Raw genomic sequence first — 19881 nt, forward strand, 5'->3', positions numbered from 1 at the left:
GGACCGGACCGGTGGGTCAGCCCACCGGTCCGGTCCCCCAGCGCCCGACCCTGCCACTGCCTGAGAAGGACACCTGATGGTCACCTCCACCACGTCGCCCCAGCTGGACACCGGTCCGCAGGGCGACCCCGACCGGGCACCGCGCCGGATCGGCTTCAGCCAGACCCTGGGTCGCTGGGACGTCAAGGTCTCGCCGTACCTCTACATCTCCCCGTTCTTCATCCTCTTCGCGATCACGGGCCTGTTCCCGCTCGTGTACACGGCCTACGTGTCGGTGCACGACTGGAACCTGATCGGCGGCAAGGGCGCCTTCGTCGGGCTCGAGAACTACGCGTTCGTCCTGCAGGAGCCCAACTTCTGGAGGGGCCTGCGCAACACCTTCAGCATCTTCCTGATCTCCACGGTGCCGCAGCTGATCATCGCGATCGTGATCGCCGCGCTGCTGGACGCGAACCTGCGCGCCAGGACGTTCTGGCGCATGGGTGTGCTCCTGCCCTACGTCGTCGCACCGGTGGCCGTCAGCCTCATCTTCGGCAAGCTCTTCGCGGACAAGTTCGGCCTGATCAACACGGTGCTCGGCTACATCGGGATCGACCCGATCGGCTGGCACGCACAGGTCCTGCCCAGCCACATCGCGATCGCCACGATGGTCGACTTCCGCTGGACGGGCTACAACACCCTGATCCTGCTCGCGGCGATGCAGGCGATCCCGCGTGACCTGTACGAGGCGGCCATCCTGGACGGCGCCTCGCGCGTCCGGCAGTTCTTCTCGGTCACCATCCCGATGCTGCGGCCGACGATCATCTTCGTCGTCATCACCTCCACCATCGGTGGCCTGCAGATCTTCGACGAGCCGCGGCTCTTCGACCAGACCGGACAAGGTGGCCCGAGCCGTCAGTGGATGACGGCCACGATGTACATCTACGAGCTCGGCTGGGGCAACCAGAAGAGCTTCGGGCGTGCGTCCGCGGTCGCCTGGATCCTGTTCCTCATCATCATCGTGATCGCCATGATCAACTTCTCGATCACTCGGAAGATCGCGTCGGAGAGCTCGACGACGAAGAAGCGGAAGAAGGTCTCCCGATGAGCGCCCCCTCACTGCCGGTCATCCGGCAGACCGCGGGCCGCGGTGCCGCCCGCGCCGCGTCCCGTCGCCGCCCGTCGTCCGTCGGGTCCGAGCGTCGGCCCGGCTGGGTCACGTACGTGCTGCTCGGGCTCGCCATCCTCGTGGCGATCGCGCCGCTGTACTACGCGTTCCTGCTCGCGTCGTCGAACTCCGCGTACATCGCGCAGAACCCGATCCCCTCGCTGATCCCGCAGGGCGAGTTCTTCACGAACGTCGGCAAGGTCCTGAACTCGGACATCCAGTTCTGGAAGGCCCTGAGCAACTCGGTCATCGTCAGCACGGTCACCTCGCTCTCCGTGGTCCTGTTCTCGACCCTGGCCGGCTTCGCGTTCGCGAAGCTGCGCTTCCGTGGCCGCAGTGGACTGCTCGTGTTCGTCATCGCCACCACGGCCGTGCCGACGCAGCTCGGCATCGTCCCGCTGTTCATCCTGATGTCCGAGCTCGGCTGGACCGGCAAGCTCATCGCGGTCATCGTGCCGGGACTCGTCACCGCGTTCGGTGTCTTCTGGATGACGCAGTACCTCGAGTCGGCGCTGCCCTACGAGCTCGTCGAGGCGGCCCGCGTGGACGGTGCGTCGATGATCCGGACGTTCTGGCACATCGCGCTGCCGGCAGCGCGTCCCGCGGCCGTCATGCTCGGCCTGTTCACGTTCGTGTCCTCGTGGACGAACTTCTTCTGGCCGTTCATCGTCCTGGGCAACCAGAACCCGACGCTCCCGGTGGCCATCCAGCTGCTCCAGGCGTCCTACTTCAAGGACATGTCGCTGATCATGGCGGGGGTCGTGGTCTCCACGTTCCCGCTGATCATCCTGTTCTTCATCGCGGGCCGTCAGCTCGTGGCAGGCATCATGCAGGGCGCAGTCAAGGGCTGATCTCCCGCCGCCCCCGGCCCGCCCGAAGGATCAGGATGGCGGGGTGCTCGCCGAGCACCCCGCCATTCTCATCACCCGCTCGTCCCCGCTGCCTCGGCAGCCACAGGAGGGAAGACCAATGGTGGTCGACAACATCCCAGTCCGCGCGGACCCGGTGCGTCCCCCAGCACCCACGCTCGAGCAGGTCGCCGAGCGCGCAGGTGTCTCGCGCTCGACGGCCTCCCGCGCCATCAACGGCGGCCTGCGCGTGTCTCCCGAGGCCCTCGCCTCGGTCGAGGCCGCCGTCGCCGACCTGGGCTACACCCCGAACCGCGCCGCCCGCTCGCTGGTGACCAAGCGCACCGACTCGATCGCCCTGGTGGTGCCCGAGCCCGACGAGCGCGTGCTGTCCGACCCGTTCTTCGCCGGCACCCTGAACGGCCTGAGCAGCTCGCTCGCCGACTCCGACATGCAGGTGGTGCTGGTCATCGCCCGGCCGGGCGAGAGCGAGCGCACCGTCCGGTACCTGCGCAACGGCCACGTCGACGGGGCGATCGTCGTGTCGCACCACGCCAACGACGAGCTCGACCGCGCGCTGCTGCTGTCGCACGTGCCCAACGTGTTCGTCGGCCGGCCGCTGTCGGCCGACGAACGGGACGTGCAGTACGTCGACACGGACAACGTCGAGGGCGGTCGCCTGGCCACGCAGCACCTCATCGACCGGGGCTGCACCCGCATCGGGACCATCGCCGGACCGGCCGACATGTCGGCCGGGATCGACCGCCTCACCGGGTGGCGCACGGCGATGCGCGCGGCGGGGATGTCCGACGACGCCGTGGTGCACGGGGACTTCACGATGGCCTCCGGCACGATCGCCGCGCGCGAGCTGCTCGAGCGGTTCCCCGACCTCGACGCGATCTTCATCGCCTCGGACCTCATGGCCGCAGGTGCCCTGACCGTGCTCGCCGAGCACGGCAAGGAGGTGCCGAAGGACATCGCGGTCGTCGGCTACGACAACCTCGGCGTCGCCGCGTCCACCACTCCCCCGCTGACCAGCGTGATCCAGCCGGTCGTCGCGATGGCCCGCGCGGCCGGCGCCCGGCTGCTGGACCAGCTCGGCGGCGCGCAGGCGTCGCCGCCGCTGATCTTCGCGCCCGAGCTGGTCGTCCGCGAATCCGCCTGAGCGGTTCTACCGGCTGAGCGCTACCGCCGGCTGAGCGCTACCGAGGGCGGGCCGGGATCCACCAGGCCCGCCCTCGCCGCGTCGTCAGCCCGCCGCCGCGGGCGGCACGTGCCCGAACCGGTGCAGCGTCCGGCTCACGGCCTGCTCCCGCACGACCGAGAGCAGCTCGCGCGCCCCGCTGGCGAGCACCGGCCCGTCCAGCACCGTGACGTGCCCCACCCGGGTGGCCGCGGCCTCACGCAGACCCGGGGCGGAGCCGACGACCCGCACCCGGCCGGTCACCTCGCCCGCCCGGACGCGGGCGGCGAAGGCCTCGTGCGACTCACCGGACACGTCGCTGACCGTCACGCGGACGCCGGCCGTGCGCGCGGCGTGGCACACCCGGTCGACCTCGCGGGCCCGGGCGGCGTCGCCGGCCCGCACCGTGAGCTCCGTGAGGGGCAGGTAGCGCAGGATGTTCGCCTCGGCGCGCAACCCGGAGGGGTCGTGCGGGCGGGACAGCTCGTCGGCCCACACGCGCTCGTCGTCCGCCTGCGCCCACGCGAGCCAGGCCGCGTCGTCCTGCAGGAGGTCCGGGGCGTCCCACCAGTCCCCGAGCTGGGCGACGTAGTGCGGGCCGCCCGCCTTGGCACCGGGTCCGACCGTCGAGCCCTTCCACCCGCCGAACGGCTGGCGCCGCACGATCGCGCCGGTGATGTGCCGGTTGACGTAGGCGTTCCCCACCTCGACGCGGCTGAGCCAGTGGTCGATCTCGGCCTCGTCCAGGGAGTGCAGGCCCCCGGTGAGCCCGAAGTCGACCGCGTTCTGCAGGTCGATCGCCTCGTCGAGCGTCTCGACACGCATGATCCCGAGCACGGGACCGAAGCACTCCGTCCGGTGGAACCACGAGCCCGGCGCGACGCCGTACTTCACGCCCGGGCTCCACAGGCGGCCCTCGTCGTCGAGCCGGCGCGGGGTGACGAGCCACGACTCCCCCGGGTCCAGGGTGGTCAGGGCGCGCAACAGCTTGCCCGACGCCGGCTCGGTCAGCGGTCCGACCGCAATGCCGAGGTCCGTCGCCGGACCGACCCGCAGCGAGGAGACCGCGTCGGCCAGCTGGCGCCGCAGCCGGTCGGAACGCCCCGCGGAGCCGACCAGGATGGCGAGGGACGCGGCAGAGCACTTCTGGCCGGCGTGCCCGAAGGCGGAGCGGACCAGGTCGGCGACCGCGAGGTCCACGTCGGCGGACGGCGTGATGACCAGGGCGTTCTTGCCGGACGTCTCCGCGAGCACGTCGAGGTCGGGCCGCCAGCCGGAGAACAGCTGGGCGGTCTCCAGGGACCCGGTCAGCAGGACGCGGGCCACGTCGGGGTGGGTGACGAGCCGGCGCCCCACCTCTCCCTCCGGGCTCAGCACGACCGTGAGGATGCCCTCGGGCGCACCGGCCGAGTCGAGGCCGCGCCGGACGGCGGCCATCGCCACCTGCCCGCAGCGGGGCGCCTGAGGCGCCGGCTTGACCAGCACGGGGCTCCCGGCAGCCAACGAGGCCAGGACCGAGCCCACCGGGATCGCGACCGGGAAGTTCCACGGTGGCGTGACGACCGTGAGCCCGGCGGGCCGGTGCACCGCACCCGGTACGACGCCGTCTGCCAGCTCCGTCGCGCGGTCGGCGTAGTAGCGCGCGAAGTCGACGGCCTCGCTGACCTCCGGGTCGGCCTCGGCGACGGTCTTGCCGGTCTCGTGCACCATCGTCGCGACGAGGTCGGCCCGCGCCGCCTCGAGGGACGAGGCGACCTCGCGCAGCGCCCGCGCCCGCTCGGCCGGGGCCGTGCCCGCCCAGGCGGGCAGTGCGGCCGACGCCCGCGCGACGAGCGCGTCGACCTCCTGCGTCGTCGAGACGACGACAGCACCGCCGGGCACGGGCACGTCACGGTCCAGCAGGTCCCGGGCCCACACGCGGGCGGCCGGCGCGGCCGGGTCGGTGTCGGGGGTGTTCTCGAAGCCGGTGTCGGGCGCGCCCGCGGCGGGCCGGGCGGTGCGGCGGGCCTGCGTCGATGGCACGTCCCGGTCCCGAAACGCCGTCCGGAAGGCCTCCTCCTGCGCGTCCATCGCCTCGCTGTCGGCGAAGAGCGCATGCAGGAAGTTCTGGCTCGCGGAGTTCTCCTCCAGCCGGCGCACCAGGTAGGAGATCGCGACGTCGAAGTCGTGCCGCGCGACCACCGGCGTGTACAGGAGCACCGCGCCGACCTCCTCCCGGACCGCCCGCGCCTGCGCGGGAGCCATGCCCTGCAGCATCTCCACGTCGAGCGCCTCGGAGACGCCGCGGCGCTGAGCCAGCAGGTGGGCGGCGGCCACGTGGAAGAGGTTGTGGCTGGCCACGCCGACGCGCAGGACCGCGGTGCGGGCGGGGTCCAGGGCACGGTCCACCAGCCGCAGGTAGGCGGCGTCGACCTCCGCCTTGGAGCCGTAGGGGGCCTGCGCCCAGCCGTGCAGCTCGGCCTCGACCTGCTCCATCGCCAGGTTGGCCCCCTTCACCAGACGCACCTTGAGCCGGGCACCACCGGCGGCGCGGCGCCGTGCCGCGATCGCGGTCAGCTCCTCGAGGGCGTCGGCGGCGTCCGGCAGGTAGGCCTGCAGGACGATCCCTGCCTCGGCGCCCAGCAGCTCGGGCTCCATGACGAGCCGCTCGAACACCGTCAGGGTGAGCGCCAGGTCGCGGTACTCCTCCATGTCGAGGTTGAGGAACGTGCCGTGCCGGGCCGCCGTCCGGTACAGCGGCCGCAGCCGCTCGACCACGCGCTCGACGCTGCCGTCGGTGTCCCACGTGGACAGCTGGCTGGCGACCGCCGACACCTTGACGGACACGTAGTCGACGTCGGGCCGCTGCACCAGTGCCTGCACGCGCTCCAGCCGAGCGAGCGCCTCGCGCTCGCCGAGCACGGCCTCCCCCAGCAGGTTGAGGTTCAACCGGAACCCCTCGGCACGCGTCGCCGCCAGGTGGTCCGCCAGCCCGCGCCCGTCGTCGGCGACGAGGTGGCCGACGAGGCTGCGCAACCGCTGCCGGGCGGCCGGCACGACGATGTCCGGCAGGACCGGCGCGACGCGCGCGCCCACGCCGAGCATCACCCGGTCGAGCGGGCCGAGGAAGCTCGCCGCCGCCCCGGGGGTGAGGTCCGCGAGCTCCGTCGCGGCCACGCGCACGTCCTGCGGGCGGGCGACCCGGTCGACGAACCGCACGGCGAGCTCGAGTCCCGCCGGGTCGGAGACGAGGGCGGCCAGCCGTCCGGTCGTGCGCCGCTCCCGGGCCGTCTGGTCCTGGGCCGTCGCCGACAGCCAGGCCCGGGCCAACCGGACCGCGTCCTGGGTGACGTCGTCGTCCGTGCTCGACATGGCGCTCCTTCGTCCGGCGAGGGGCCGGGGTGCCGGCCTCGCTGTGCACGGGCCGGGTACGGCCCGCGCCAATTCTGGGCTCTTCCGCAGGTCCGTGCGACGTCCGCCGCTCGGATCCCCATTGACCCGGGCCGCCGGGTGTCGCCAGGGTGGCACTCGTCCGCACGACGACGTGCGGACGAGCCGACGCGACAGCCACCACCTGGGGGACCCCACATGCCTGCACCCGTGCGCTCACGTCCCGTTCTCGGCGCCGTCCTCGCCGCCGTCGTCCTCGTGCTCGGCGGCATCGTCGCCGCGGCACCGTCCACCGCGACGGAGCTGGAGCCGTCCCTCGAGCGGGTCGACCTGCGCCCGGGCGGCGACGTGCAGCCCCAGGCCACCATCGAGAACGAGGAGGCGTTCTGCGGCTGGCTCAGCGGCTTCTACGTCAACCACCCGACCTACTACACGGTCCGCGTGTACAACTGCCGGCACACCGACATCTTCATCAAGGGCGTCTACCTCAACGGCTCCTTCGCCACGTGCGTCCTGGTCCCGGCCCGGCACTCCCGGCACCTCGGCGGCTCGATCGTGCGGCCCATGGAGGACGCACAGATCTGCTGACCGCCTGCCCGTCACGCGGACACGACGCGTTCGCCTGTCGGGCCTGACCGGCTGCGCGCCGCCGGGGTGCCACAGTGGGGCCCGTGACCGATCTCACAGCGGAGACCCCGCACCCGAACACGCCTCTGACCACCGCCAAGGCCCAGCTCGCCGGCGCCGTCGAGATCCTCGGCTACACCGAGGGCCTCCACCGCATGCTGGCCACACCCCGGCGCGAGATGAACGTCGCCGTGCCGCTGCGTCGCGACGACGGCGAGATCGAGCTGTTCACGGGGTACCGGGTCCAGCACAACATCTCCCGCGGACCGGCGAAGGGAGGCCTGCGCTACTCCGCAGGTGTGGACGTCGACGAGGTCCGCGCCCTCGCCATGTGGATGACGTGGAAGTGCGCGGTCGTCGACGTGCCGTACGGCGGCGCCAAGGGCGGGGTGACCATCGACCCGCGGCGGTACTCCCAGGCCGAGCTCGAGCGCGTCACCCGCCGGTACACCAGCGAGATCATGCCGATCATCGGCCCCGAGCGGGACATCATGGCGCCCGACGTCGGCACCAACGAGCAGACCATGGCGTGGATCATGGACACCTACTCGGTGAACCGCGGCTACACCATCCCCGCGGTGACGACCGGCAAGCCGTTGGCCGTGGGCGGCTCGCTCGGCCGCGCGACCGCGACGTCGCGCGGCGTCGTGCACACGGCCGCGGCCGCGCTCGGTGACGCCGGGGTCCAGCTGCGGGAGGTCAGCGCCGCCGTGCAGGGCTTCGGCAAGGTCGGCTCGCACGCCGCGCGGTTCCTGCACGACGCGGGCACGCGCGTGGTCGCGGTGAGCGACGAGCAGGGCGGCGTGATGCGCTCCGACGGTCTCGACGTCAGCGCGCTCGAGCGGCACGTGCTGTCGACCGGGACGGTCGCCGGGTTCGACGGCGGCGAGCCGATCGACAACTCCGAGCTCCTCGCGCTCGACGTCGACCTGCTCATCCCGGCGGCGGTGGAGGGCGTCCTGGACGCCGACGCCGCCGGCCGGGTCAAGGCGCGCTGGGTCGTGGAGGCGGCGAACGGTCCGACGACCCCCGAGGGCGACCGGGTGCTGGCCGAGCGCGGCGTCGTGGTGGTGCCCGACATCCTGGCCAACGCCGGCGGCGTCGTCGTGTCGTACTTCGAGTGGGTGCAGGCGAACCAGGCCTACTGGTGGACCGAGCGCGAGATCGAGGACCGGCTCGAGCACCGCATGGTGACGGCCCACCGCGCGGTCGCCGCGCTGGCGGGTGCGGAGGGGGTCTCGCTGCGCGACGCGGCGCTGACCATCGGCGTGCGACGGGTGGCCGAGGCGCACCAGATCCGCGGCCTGTACCCGTGACGGGAGTACGGACGGCCGTGCGCGCGTTGCTGACATGGTGACCACCAGCAACCGTGTACCCCTGTCCGTGCTCGACCTCGCACCCGTCGCCGTCGGGCAGTCCTCAGCCGACGCCCTCGCCGCGACGACCACCCTCGCCCGCACCGCCGACGCCGCCGGGTACGCGCGGTTCTGGGTCGCCGAGCACCACGCGATGGCGGCCGTCGCGTCGACGTCCCCCGGCGTGCTGATCGCCCACCTGGCCGCGGCGACCGACCGCATCCGGGTGGGGTCGGGCGGCGTCATGCTGCCCAACCACCCGACGCTGGTGGTGGCCGAGCAGTTCGCGATGCTCGAGGCGCTGCACCCGGACCGCATCGACCTGGGCATCGGCCGCGCACCCGGCGCCGACCCGATGACCGCGGCCGCGCTGCGGCGCACCGTGGAGGGACTCGGCGTGGAGGACTTCCCGGCGGAGGTCATCGACGTCCTGGCCCTGCTCGGGCATGAGCTGCCGGGTCGGGCACCGTCGTTGCGGGCCACCCGGCTGTCCGCCACGCCCGCGGCGACCTCCAGCCCGCAGGTCTGGCTGCTCGGGTCGAGCTCGTTCAGCGCCGAGCTCGCGGGCAGCCTCGGGCTGCCGTTCAGCTACGCGCACCACTTCAACACGGGGCACACCCTGCAGGCGGCCGAGGCCTACCGCCGGGCCTTCCGCCCGTCGCCCGCGCTCGACGCCCCGCGGCTCATGGTCTCGGCGTCCGTGCTGGTCGCGGACTCGGACGAGGAGGCCGAGCACCTCGCCGGACCCAGCCGGGTGATGGCCCTCGCCCTGCGTACGGGCCGGCCGCTCGGGCCCATCGTGTCGCCCGAGGAGGCGGCCCGTCAGCTCGCCGGACTGGATCCGGTCGCAGCCGCCGAGTTCTTCGCCAAGGTGCCGGGGACGCAGGTGGCCACCACGGCCGACCGTGCGGTCGAGGAGCTCGCCGCGCTGGTCGAGCGCACCGGTGCCGACGAGCTGATGCTCACCGGGACGGCGTTCGACACCGCCACCCGGGTGCACACCCTCGAACAGCTCGCCGCGCGCTGGCCCGCGGCCGTGGACGCCGTCTGACGCCTAGTCCGACGCGTCACCGGCGCCGGGGTCGCGCACCAGGCGGGCGCGCAGGACGCCCGTGAGCTCGAGCGTGTCCTCGTCGGGGGTCGAGACCGTCACCGGCTCCCCGACGAGGCGCAGCACCTGCTGCTCACGCGTCATCGCGTCGGGGGGTCCCGCCATCAGCGTGGACACCATGGGCCCGAACGTCAGCGTCCCGCCGGCCAGCCGCCAGGTCCCCCGGATGCGATTGACGCCGGCGAGCCCGAACACCTGCCCGTCGCCGTCGAACGTCAGCCACGGGGTCCCCCGGTACGCACCCTCGAGCTCGGCGCCCTCGAGTGCCGTGAACCGCCACGTCCCCGCCAGATCCACCATCGCCCGATCATGGCACTGTCGGGGCGCGGCCGCGCTCACCCGCGAGGCTGCCGGTCCGCCCAGGTCTCCAGGGTGACGCGCGGGCCGGTGTAGAACGGCACCTCCTCGCGCACGTGCAGGCGCGCGTCGGTGGCCCGCAGGTCACGCATGAGGTCGACGATCCGGTGCAGCTCCGGCGCCTCGAACGCCAGGATCCACTCGTAGTCCCCGAGCGCGAACGCCGAGACGGTGTTGGCCCGCACGTCCGGGTAGTCGCGCGCAGCCTGCCCGTGCTCGACGAGCATCCGGCGGCGGTCGTCCTCGGGCAGGACGTACCAGTCGTACGACCGCACGAAGGGGTACACGCAGAGGTAGTCCCCCGCCGGCTCCCCCGCCAGGAACGCGGGCACGTGCCCGCGGTTGAACTCCGCAGGGCGGTGCAGGCCGACCACGGACCACACGGGCAGCAGGTGGCGGCCGAGGTCGCTCGCGCGCAACCGCTGGTAGGCGCCCTGGACCTCCTCGACCGTCTCGGCGTGCCACCAGACCATGAGGTCGGCGTCCGCCCGCAGGCCGGCGACGTCGTACCAGCCGCGCACCACCAGCCCGTCCGCGGCGACGGCGGCCTGCGCGGCGGTGATCAGCTCCGCGCGCTCGTCGTCGTCCTCGGGAAGGACCTCCTCGAGCGCGAAGACGGTCCACATGGTGTACCGCACGGTGGCGTTGAGGGTCTCGGTGTCGTGCGTCATCGCGGTGGCTCCAGGGGTGGTGAGGGTCAGGACCGAAGGGTCCTACGAGAGGGGGTCGGCCGAGCAGGCCGCGGGGATGCCGGTGGCCACGCCCTCACGCATCCGGCAGCAGCCGGGGCGGCACACGGAGGGGAACGCCGGCAGCGCCCCGACGGTGGCCTGCTCCAGGGCGGGGGCGTCGCCCTGCGGGAGGAGCGCGGGGTCGGCGCCGAGCTCACGCGCGAGCGCGGCCCGCTCGAGCACCAGGTCCACGAGCCCGCGGACGAACGGCTCCCGGACGCCGACGGTGTCGGCGCGCACGGCGACGATGCCCAGCTCGGCGGCGGTCTGCATCGCCTCCGTGTCGAGGTCGAACGCGACCTCCATGTGGTCGGAGACGAAGCCGATCGGCGACATCACGACCGCCTGCACACCGTCCGCCGCGAGCGCGGTCAGGTGGTCGTTCACGTCCGGCTCGAGCCAGGGCTGGCTGGGCGGACCGGAGCGTGAGCAGTACGCCAGGTCCCACGTCAGCGGTCGGCCCAGGCGCTCCTCGACGGCGGCGGCGACCGTCGCGGCGACGTCGAGGTGCTGGGCCCGGTACGACGCCCCGGACACCTCCGAGGCCGCGTCCATCGTGTCGGGGATCGAGTGCGTCACGAAGACGAGGCGCGCGTCGCGGCCGATCGACTCGAACGCCTCCGTCACCGCGTCGATGTTCGCCTGCACGAAGCCCGGGTGGTTGAAGTACGAGCGCACCTTGTCCACGACCAGCGGGTGCTCCCCCGCCGGGAGGCCGAACTCCGGGCCGAGCTCGTCCAGCGACGCCCAGAGGTTCTCCCGGTACTGCCGGCACCCCGAGTACGACGAGTACGCGCTCGTGACGACCGCGACGACCCGTCGGGCGCCGTCGGCGTATGCGGCGGCGAGGGCGTCGCGGGTGTACGGCATCCAGTTGCGGTTGCCCCACAGCACCGGCAGGTCGAGACCGCGCCGGGCGATCTCGTCCGTGAGCGCGCGCTGCAGCGCCTGGTTCTGGCCGTTGATGGGGCTCGCCCCGCCGAAGTGGTGGTAGTGCTCCGCCACGACGGCGAGCCGCTCGTCGGGGATGTTCTTGCCGGCCGTCACGTTGCGCAGGAACGGCAGCACGTCGTCCGGGCCGTCGGGACCGCCGAACGAGAGCAGGAGCAGCGCGTCGTACGGTGCGACGGCGCTCGGTTCGACGTCGGACGGCAGCGAGTTCACGGCGGTATCAGGGGCCACCAGACGATCATCGCACCGGGCGGCGGCGGCCTCCCGGCGAGCAGGGGCGCCGCCCGCCGTGAGATTGTCGAGACGCCGCGTCAGCAAAGCTCGGGGCTCGACGGAGCAGCCGTCGAGCCACAGCCGCTCGACCAGCGCGGACGTCGAGCGGGGCCTACGCTGCGGCACGATCACCCTGCACACGAGCCGGGGAGCGTCGGCCCGGCGCGGCGCCCCCGGCGTGCGCAGGACGCCGCATGCTTCTACCGTCGGAGTACCCGCTGCTCCCGGAAAGACAGGACTCCTGTGCACTCGACCGAGTCCCGCACGCCGACGAGCACCCCGCTCGGCAGGCGGTACCACCTCGAGCACCCGCTCGGGCGCGGCGGTTCGGGTGAGGTCTTCCGCGCGACCGACAACCGGCTGCGCCGACCGGTCGCCCTCAAGCTCTTCGCCATCGGCGCCGCGACCCCCGACGAGATCCGGCGCTACGCGCACGAGGCGCGGGTCCTGTCCTCGCTCACCCACCCGAGCCTGGTCGCCCTGCTCGACGTCGGCGCGGACGTGCTGCCGGGCGCGGGCCCCGTGGCGTTCCTCGTCATGGAGCTCGTCGACGGCCGGACCCTGCGCGACACGATCGCGGACGGTCCCCTGACGCCCGGCCTCACGGCGGACGTCGGTCGGCAGCTGGCGCTCGCGCTGAACCACGCGCACGGAGCCGGCGTCGTGCACCGCGACGTCAAGCCGTCCAACATCCTGGTGGCCGCCGACCGGGCGGACAGCGGCGCCCGCGACGCGCCGTGGATGCCGGTGGTGCTCGCCGACTTCGGCATCGCCCTCACGACAGCCAACGCGCCGCGCTCCCCGCGCGGGTCGTCCGGCACGGCCGGGTACCAGAGCCCGGAGCAGGCGCTCGGCGAGCCCGCCGGGCCGGCGACCGACATCTACTCCCTGGGACTCGTGCTGCTCGAGTGCCTGACCGGCGAGCGCGCCTACCCGGGCGATCCGCTGTCGAGCTCGCTCGCGCGGTTGCTCGACCCCGTGGTCGTACCCGCGCAGTTCGGCCGGGACTGGAGCCGGCTGCTGCTGGCGATGACCGCGCCCGACGCGGCCGCCCGCCCCGGGCCAGCCGCCGTCGCCGCGGAGCTGCGCGCGCTACGCGTCTGACGACTCGTCGGGGATCTGCGCCTGTGCGAGCCGCAGCTTGTCGGTGAGCGCCCGCAGAGTCGCCAGCTCCTGCGTGTCGAGCGCCCCGCCGACGAGCCGGCGGATCGTGCGCACGTGCCGGCGGCCGATCTCGCGCTGCACGCGTCGTCCCTCCGGCGTCAGCCCGACCGCGACCCCCCGGGCGTCCCCCGCGACGGGGCCGCGCCGCACGAGCCCGGCCTGCTCCAGCCGCTCCACCATGCGCGACAGGCTCGGCTGGCTCAGGAGGCTGTTCTCGCCCAGGTCCCTGAGCCGCGCCGTGCCGTCCGGGCACCGGGACAGGGTGAACAGCACGTCGTACTCGCGGATCGTCAGGTCGCCCCAGACGTCGTCGCGCTGGAACCGCCGCATGAGCGCGACCTGGGCGCGGAACAGCGACTCCCAGGCCTCGGCCGCCTCCCGGGTGCCGGGCAGCTCGCGCGTGCCGTCGCTCGTCGACCGACCCGGACCGCCTTCATGCGTACGCATAGACCACCTCAACCGCGCGACCTCGGCGTCTGTTCCGGGGAGCCGACTATCGAAAGTGTCGGGCGCCGCAGCCTGAAATGTTTCGGTACCTCGCGGCGACCGGGGCGTGGCGACCACTGTGCGATCCGGACCTGGCTCAACGAGGAGGAACCCCCATGCCCGTCACACACCCCAGGCGCAGCACCACGCTGCGCACCGCCGCGGTCGCACTGGCCGCCACGATCGCCGTCGGCGCCGCCGTCACGATCCCCGCGCAGGCCGCGTCCACCCTGAAGGACCTGGCCACCGCGGCCGGCAAGGACATCGGCTTCGCGCTCGCGCCCGACCGGCTCTCCGAGTCGGCCTACAAGTCCATCGCGGACAGCGAGTTCAACCTGGTGGTCGCCGAGAACGCGATGAAGTGGGACGCCACCGAGCCGTCCCAGAACTCGTTCAGCTACGGCGCCGGCGACCAGGTGGCCAGCTACGCGGCGAGCACCGGCAAGGAGCTGTACGGGCACACGCTCGTCTGGCACTCGCAGCTGCCCAACTGGGTGAAGAACCTGTCCGGCACCGCGCTCCAGTCCGCCATGACCAACCACGTGACCAACGTCGCGACGCACTACAAGGGCAAGGTCTCGTCCTGGGACGTCGTCAACGAGGCGTTCGACGACGACGGCACCCGCCGGGACGACTCGACGTTCCAGCAGAAGCTCGGCGACGGCTACATCGAGACCGCGTTCCGCGCGGCACGTGCCGCGGACCCCACCGCCAAGCTCTGCATCAACGACTACAACACCGACGCGATCAATGCGAAGAGCACCGCGATCTACAACCTCGTCCGGGACTTCAAGGCCCGCGGCGTGCCGATCGACTGCGTCGGGTTCCAGTCCCACCTGATCATCGGGCAGGTCCCGTCGACCATGCAGCAGAACCTGCAGCGCTTCGCCGACCTCGGCGTTGACGTCCGGATCACCGAGCTGGACATCCGCATGCAGACGCCGGCGGACGCCAACAAGCTGGCGACGCAGGCCGCCGACTACAAGAAGGTCTTCCAGATCTGCAACGCCGTCAGCCGCTGCCAGGGCGTGACGATCTGGGGGATCACCGACAAGTACTCCTGGGTCCCCGACACGTTCCCCGGTCAGGGAGCCGCTCTGGTCTGGGACAGCAACTACGCCAAGAAGCCCGCGTACGACGCGATCGCCTCGGCCTTCGCGGGCATCACGCCGACGACGCCCCCGGTGACCCCGCCGGTCACCGACCCGCCGGTCACCGAGCCGCCGGTCACCGAGCCGCCGGTGACGCAGCCGCCGACGGCCGGCTGCCAGGTGACCTACGGCGTCAACCAGTGGAACACCGGGTTCACCGCCAACGTCACGGTGAAGAACACGTCGACCGCCCCGATCAACGGCTGGACCCTGACGTTCTCCTTCCCGTCCGGGCAGACGGTCACCCAGGCGTGGAGCTCGGTGACCACGCAGTCAGGCTCGGCCGTCACCGTGCGGAACGCGCCCTGGAACGGCTCCATCCCCGCGGGCGGCAGCCAGCAGTTCGGGTTCAACGGCGCGCACAGCGGCACCAACGCGGCACCGACCGCGTTCGCCCTCAACGGCACCGCCTGCTCGGCGGGGTGACGCCCGGCCGGCCCGGGACCCGCGGGTCCCGGGCCGGTGCACGCGCTCCGGGTCGATACGCTGGCGCGATGACGATCGAGGCGGCACCGCGCACCACGTACCTGCTGGTGGACGGAGAGAACATCGACGCCACGCTCGGGTCCTCGATCCTCGGCGGGCGGCCTACCCCTGAGCAGCGCCCCCGCTGGGAACGCGTGCTGACGTTCGCGCAGCAGACGTGGGACCAGCCGGTGAAGGCGCTGTTCTTCCTCAACGCCTCCAGCGGGTCGCTGCCCATGTCGTTCGTGCAGGCGCTCACCGCGATCGGATTCCAGCCGATCCCGCTGTCGGGCGAGTCGTACGAGAAGGTCGTCGACATCGGCATCAAGCGCACCCTGGCGGCGATCGCCGGCCGCGGGGGCGACGTGCTGCTGGCCAGCCACGACGGCGACTTCGCCCCGGAGCTGGAGGTGCTCGTCGACGACGAGGAGCGCCGCGTCGGGCTGCTCGCCTTCCGCGAGTTCACGAGCACCCAGCTGTCGGGCCTCGTCGGGCGCGGGCTGGAGACCTTCGACCTCGAGATCGACGTCGCCGCGTTCAACGTGCAGCTGCCGCGCCTGCGGATCATCCCGCTCGAGGAGTTCGACCCGCTGCGCTACCTGTGACCGGCGGGTCCCCTCGCGCCCACCGCACCAGTGACCTAGGTCACGGGTCCGTAACGATGTACCTGATACCGCGGTCGTTTACCTAGTACCGCGTGGCTCAGGCGCTTCGTGCGCTGGTAGACAGTGCGCTGGCCCCACCTGAGATGTCCGCTGGGCTGCCCCGTCAACGGCGATGGTGCAGGTCAGCGGCCGCCTCGGGTGGGCACTCACCAGCAGCGCTGGCCGGGAGAAGCGCCCGGTCAGTCACCACGACGAGGTGGTCATGAAGCGTCACATCTTGGCGGGGCTCGTCCTCGCGCTCCTCACGACGGCGATCGTCCTGTTCTCGGGTCCCGAGCTGCAGAGCGTCGCGCTGCTCGGCGCCGCGCTCGGCGGAGCCCTCGGGCTCGTACCGGACCGCTCCCCGGCGCAGCGCGCCGCAGGGTTCGCGGTCGGCTTCCTCGCCGCGTGGATCGGCTACGCGCTGCGCGCCGCGGCCCTGCCCGACGCCGCTGCCGGCCGAGCCGTGGCGGTGCTCGTCGTCATCGCGCTGTGCCTGGCCGTCGCCGGTGTCACGCGCGGCAGGCTCCCGCTGTGGTCGGCGCTCCTGGGCGCGGCCGCGATGGCCGGCGCCTACGAGGCCGTCTACGCCGCCGACCCCGCCGCGTTCGTCTCGTCGTCGGCCACCACCGCGACGTCGATCCTGCTCGCTGCCGGTGCCGGGTTCCTCGCCACGTCCCTGCTCGGCGTCGTCGTCGAGCAGGACCGGGAGCAGGAGCGCGCAGCGCAGGAGCCGGTCGTCGAGTACGCCGGTGCCGAGCCCGCCCGGGCCCCGCACCGCGGTCTGCCCGCCACCCGTCCTTTCGACCCCCAGCCGGAGGCCTGACGTGCGACGCACGACCACCACCGCGACCGCCGCGGTCCTGCTCATCCCCCTGCTGGTCACGGCCGTGGGGTCCCCCGCGCTCGCCGCGGACTCCGGGGACGTCGCCGTGACCAACACCGAGACCGTGCAGGCCCGCCTGTCCGCGACGGGCGCGTTCCAGAGCGCCCGCGTCTACGAGCAGCTCACGCTGTCCGGCCGCGGCACCACGACCGTCGAGAACCCGGTCTCCACCAAGAGCCTGCGCAACCTCGACGGGTTCGGCGGTCACGAGGTCGTCGACGGCAAGCTGGTCACCACGCTCGACGTCGACGGCGAACGGCGCGAGCGCTCGCTGAGCGACTACGACAAGGACCTCCCCCTCACGGTCGACATCAGCTACCTGTTCGACGGCGAGCCGATCCAGCCCGGTGCGGTCGTCGGCAAGTCCGGCACCCTCGAGGTGCGCTACACGGTCACCAACGTCACCGGCCGCACGCAGGACGTCACCTACGACGACGGCACGGGCACGATGGCCACCGCGTCGGCCGAGACCGTGATCCCGATGATCGGCCAGCTGGTCACGGTGCTGCCCTCCACCTTCACCGACGTGCGCTCCGACGAGGCCGGGATCGCCGGCGACGGGCGCGGCGGCACGCGGATGCAGTTCCAGATGACGCTCTTCCCGCCCATCGGCTCGGCCACGGCCGAGTTCGGCTACACCGCGCAGGTCAGCCGCGCGGTCATCCCCAAGGCCACGCTCACCTCGATGGCGGTCTCCCCGCTCGAGTACCCGTCGTTCAAGGGTGGCGCGGCCAGCTACGAGGCCGGCGCGCAGAAGGGGGTCGACCTGACCGCCGGTGCGACGACGATCGACGCCTCCGTCCTGCAGCTGCACGACGGCGCCGCCCAGCTGCTCGCGGGCCTGCTCCAGCTGCGCGACGGCGCGGCGAGCCTGTCGGCCGGCCTGAACGACACGGCGGCACCCGGTGCGGCGAAGCTGGCGACCGGTGCGGGCAAGCTCGAGGCCGGGCTGTCCCAGGCCGGCGCCTCGGCGCCGCAGCTCGTCTCCGGGCTCAGCCAGGTGGACGCAGGCCTGGCGCAGGTCGACGCCGGGCTCGCCAAGCTGTACGGCGACATCGGCAAGCTCCCGACCGACCCGCGCGTGCAGCAGCTGCAGGCCGGGATCGCCCAGCTGCGGGCCGGCATCGGCTCGACCACCACCCCGGAAACCCTCCTGCACGGCGCGGAGCAGCTCCGGCAGCAGGTCGGCACCGCCGCCCCGCAGGCGCTCGCGACGATGGCCGCGGGCGTCTACAACGAGAGTGCCACCGCCCCCGGCGCCTACCAGAAGCTCGGCTGCGCGGTCACCGTGCTCATCCACCTTCGGGACGGCGCGCTGCCCGGCGCGGACCCGTGCTACGCCGCGTCCGGTGGCATCCGCCCGCCGCTCACCCCGACGGTCGACCCGTACAAGGTCGCCGTCCTCAACGGCCTCATCGCTCAGCTCGAGGCCGGTCGGGCCGACCTGGCCGACCCCGCCAGCCTGGGCGACCCCACGTCCCCGGCGTTCTTCGGCGCGGCCCCCGCGGCCGACCCGACGCTCCAGCAGGGACTCACCTACCTGCAGGGCCGCCTGACCTACATCGCCGGTCCGGGCCTGGCCAAGATCCAGTGCGGGCTGAGCTCGAAGTCGTACGACAAGTGCGACCAGGCCAAGCCCGGCCTGCTCGAGGGCCTCACCAGCGTGGACGCCGGCGTGAGCCAGCTGCTCGCCACCGTGGTGACCAGCGTCCAGACCGGCGTCGGCGGACCGAACGACACCGCGGAGAACGGCACCCTGCGCGGCGGGGTGCACTCCCTGCAGGCCGGCACGGACAAGCTGGAGGCCGGCAGCGGTGCGCTCGTCGGCGGGCTGAAGGAGCTCCGCGCGGGCGCCAGCCAGCTGGATGCCGGTGCGGACGCGCTGGCCGACGGCCTCGCCACCGCCGCCGACGGCTCCACGCAGCTCTCCGACGGCCTGGTCACGGCGACCGAGGGTGCCCCGAAGCTGGTCGACGGCACGCAGCAGCTGTCCGACGAGGGCACCTCTCAGCTGGTCGCCAACGGCAAGAGCACGGCCGAGGACTTCGGCGTGAAGTACGCGGTGCTCAGCGCCGGGGCCGACCGGGCCGCGACCGAGGGGATGGCGTACGGCGCACCGGACGGCGCGGCGGGGTACACGGCGTACTCGCTGGAGATCGCCGGGGTCGACGGCACCGGCGTCAGCGCGATCGGCCGGCTCATCCTGGCGATCGTCCTGTTCGCCGCCGGGATCGGCGTCGCCACCCTGGCGCGGCGCAGGTTCGCCTGACCGGTCCGTGAGCAGCATCGACGGCGTGCGACCCCCGGGTCGCACGCCGTCGGCGTGTCAGGCGAAGCCCGCCGCGAGCGTCTCGTCGATCGCCTGCTGCACGTGCTCGCGGTGCTCGGAGGTCAGCAGCGCCACCCCGTGCGCGCTCCCGGCGAGCTCGAGGAACGTGCTCGGGTCGTCGGCGCGCGACACGTCCCGCGACGAGTCGACGCCGACGCTCGAGTCGTCGGTCGAGGCGACGACCAGCAGCGGGCCGGTGTAGCCGCTCGACGCGGACTGCGCGTCCTGGCCGTCGAACGCGGCGGGCGGCCCGAGGGCCACCACGGACGCCGCGTCGACGTCGTCGGCGAGCGCTGCGGCGTACGTGCCGCCCTTCGAGGCCCCGACGAGCGCGACGTCCGCGGCACCGAGGCTGCGCAGGACGTCGACCGCGGCGACGAAGGACGTCTCGCCGTCGCCCGACCAGCCGAACGAGGCGACCAGGTAGCCCTCCCCGGCCAGCCGCGCGAGCTCGTCGGCCCACTGGCAGGCGTCCCCCTGGTCCTGCGGCGCCAGGAGCACGCCCTTGCTGCCCGCACCGGTGAAGGACACGAGCGTCGGGTCCGCCTCCGGGCCGGCCGTGACGGTCGCGGTGCCCTCGGGCAGGCAGGTCGGGGTGTCGGCGGGACTCAGCGCGGCGGTACCGGCCGCGCTCGGCGGTGCTGCTGCGCTGGGGGGCGCGTCCGCGCCGCGGGACGGGGTCGCCGTGGCGTCGCCGTCCGCGGTGCAGGCGACGAGCGCGAGGGCGGCGAGCACGGTGAACGGGGCGGTCAGGACGCGCGCGGCTGAGGGCATCCCCTGTTCCTAGGGGGTGGTCACCCGCAG

General features: G+C 73.1%; 17 protein-coding genes. 11 read left to right on the top strand and 6 right to left on the bottom strand.

The window, feature by feature from the left end; genetic code table 11:
* The first annotated feature begins 76 nt into the window (after positions 1–76).
* The 3 genes from KG102_RS12145 (at position 77) to KG102_RS12155 (ending at position 3160) form a co-directional block, all read left to right on the top strand.
* Positions 77–1087, top strand: coding sequence for a carbohydrate ABC transporter permease (locus KG102_RS12145; RefSeq protein WP_208211755.1), 1011 nt, complete (start codon positions 77–79; stop codon positions 1085–1087).
* On the top strand, positions 1084–1998 hold the full coding sequence (locus tag KG102_RS12150) for a carbohydrate ABC transporter permease (RefSeq protein WP_208211757.1): 915 nt from the start codon (positions 1084–1086) through the stop codon (positions 1996–1998). The genes KG102_RS12145 and KG102_RS12150 overlap by 4 nt, the downstream gene beginning before the upstream one ends.
* 118 nt (positions 1999–2116) lie before the next feature.
* Positions 2117–3160 carry a LacI family DNA-binding transcriptional regulator gene (locus KG102_RS12155; RefSeq protein WP_208211759.1) on the top strand — a complete coding sequence of 348 codons (1044 nt, stop codon included), beginning with the start codon at positions 2117–2119 and terminating at the stop codon, positions 3158–3160.
* Between the two features lie 84 nt (positions 3161–3244).
* Here KG102_RS12155 and KG102_RS12160 read toward each other — a convergent pair whose 3' ends face one another.
* A complete protein-coding gene (locus KG102_RS12160; RefSeq protein WP_208288624.1) occupies positions 3245–6529 on the bottom strand; it encodes a bifunctional proline dehydrogenase/L-glutamate gamma-semialdehyde dehydrogenase in 3285 nt (1094 codons plus the stop codon).
* Between the two features lie 216 nt (positions 6530–6745).
* On the opposite strand from KG102_RS12160, the gene KG102_RS12165 reads away from it, so the two are divergent.
* The 3 genes from KG102_RS12165 to KG102_RS12175 all read left to right on the top strand — a co-directional run bounded on the left by KG102_RS12165 (position 6746) and on the right by KG102_RS12175 (position 9580).
* Positions 6746–7135 (top strand): hypothetical protein, encoded by a 390-nt coding sequence (locus KG102_RS12165; protein ID WP_208211762.1) that lies wholly within the window; start codon positions 6746–6748, stop codon positions 7133–7135.
* A gap of 83 nt (positions 7136–7218) precedes the next feature.
* The gene (locus KG102_RS12170) at positions 7219–8490 is read left to right on the top strand and encodes a Glu/Leu/Phe/Val family dehydrogenase (RefSeq protein ID WP_208211764.1); all 1272 of its coding nucleotides are present in this window, start codon (positions 7219–7221) and stop codon (positions 8488–8490) included.
* A 34-nt stretch (positions 8491–8524) separates the two neighbouring features.
* Positions 8525–9580 carry an LLM class flavin-dependent oxidoreductase gene (locus KG102_RS12175; protein WP_208288622.1) on the top strand — a complete coding sequence of 352 codons (1056 nt, stop codon included), beginning with the start codon at positions 8525–8527 and terminating at the stop codon, positions 9578–9580.
* A 3-nt stretch (positions 9581–9583) separates the two neighbouring features.
* Here the strand turns inward: KG102_RS12175 and KG102_RS12180 are convergent, their stop codons facing one another.
* From KG102_RS12180 to KG102_RS12190, 3 genes are read right to left on the bottom strand one after another with little or no spacing between them, the layout of a single operon-like run.
* Entirely contained in the window at positions 9584–9940 is a 357-nt protein-coding gene (locus tag KG102_RS12180) for an META domain-containing protein (RefSeq protein ID WP_208211768.1), read from the bottom strand.
* Between the two features lie 35 nt (positions 9941–9975).
* Positions 9976–10668 (bottom strand): hydrogen peroxide-dependent heme synthase, encoded by a 693-nt coding sequence (hemQ, locus tag KG102_RS12185; RefSeq protein ID WP_208211770.1) that lies wholly within the window; start codon positions 10666–10668, stop codon positions 9976–9978.
* A 42-nt stretch (positions 10669–10710) separates the two neighbouring features.
* Positions 10711–11910 carry a ferrochelatase gene (locus KG102_RS12190; RefSeq protein ID WP_249667302.1) on the bottom strand — a complete coding sequence of 400 codons (1200 nt, stop codon included), beginning with the start codon at positions 11908–11910 and terminating at the stop codon, positions 10711–10713.
* 285 nt (positions 11911–12195) lie between these two features.
* Here KG102_RS12190 and KG102_RS12195 point away from each other — a divergent pair, with 285 nt between their 5' ends.
* Positions 12196–13056, top strand: coding sequence for a serine/threonine-protein kinase (locus tag KG102_RS12195; protein ID WP_208211772.1), 861 nt, complete (start codon positions 12196–12198; stop codon positions 13054–13056).
* Here the strand turns inward: KG102_RS12195 and KG102_RS12200 are convergent.
* On the bottom strand, positions 13045–13563 hold the full coding sequence (locus tag KG102_RS12200; protein ID WP_208288619.1) for a MarR family winged helix-turn-helix transcriptional regulator: 519 nt from the start codon (positions 13561–13563) through the stop codon (positions 13045–13047). The genes KG102_RS12195 and KG102_RS12200 overlap by 12 nt on opposite strands.
* A 155-nt stretch (positions 13564–13718) precedes the next feature.
* Between KG102_RS12200 and KG102_RS12205 the strand changes: the two genes are divergently transcribed.
* From KG102_RS12205 to KG102_RS12220, 4 genes are all read left to right on the top strand, one after another.
* Positions 13719–15179 (top strand): endo-1,4-beta-xylanase, encoded by a 1461-nt coding sequence (locus KG102_RS12205; RefSeq protein WP_208211776.1) that lies wholly within the window; start codon positions 13719–13721, stop codon positions 15177–15179.
* Positions 15180–15247: 68 nt separating this feature from the next.
* Entirely contained in the window at positions 15248–15823 is a 576-nt protein-coding gene (locus tag KG102_RS12210; RefSeq protein WP_208211778.1) for an NYN domain-containing protein, read from the top strand.
* Between the two features lie 262 nt (positions 15824–16085).
* A complete protein-coding gene (locus KG102_RS12215; RefSeq protein ID WP_208288617.1) occupies positions 16086–16688 on the top strand; it encodes a hypothetical protein in 603 nt (200 codons plus the stop codon).
* A gap of 1 nt (position 16689) precedes the next feature.
* On the top strand, positions 16690–19017 hold the full coding sequence (locus tag KG102_RS12220; RefSeq protein ID WP_208288615.1) for a hypothetical protein: 2328 nt from the start codon (positions 16690–16692) through the stop codon (positions 19015–19017).
* Positions 19018–19074: 57 nt separating this feature from the next.
* Here KG102_RS12220 and KG102_RS12225 read toward each other — a convergent pair whose 3' ends face one another.
* Positions 19075–19851 (bottom strand): alpha/beta hydrolase family protein, encoded by a 777-nt coding sequence (locus tag KG102_RS12225; RefSeq protein WP_208211784.1) that lies wholly within the window; start codon positions 19849–19851, stop codon positions 19075–19077.
* Positions 19852–19881: the final 30 nt, after the last annotated feature.

It is taken from the genome of Cellulomonas fengjieae, from assembly GCF_018388465.1.
In the GTDB taxonomy this organism is placed as follows: domain Bacteria; phylum Actinomycetota; class Actinomycetes; order Actinomycetales; family Cellulomonadaceae; genus Cellulomonas; species Cellulomonas fengjieae.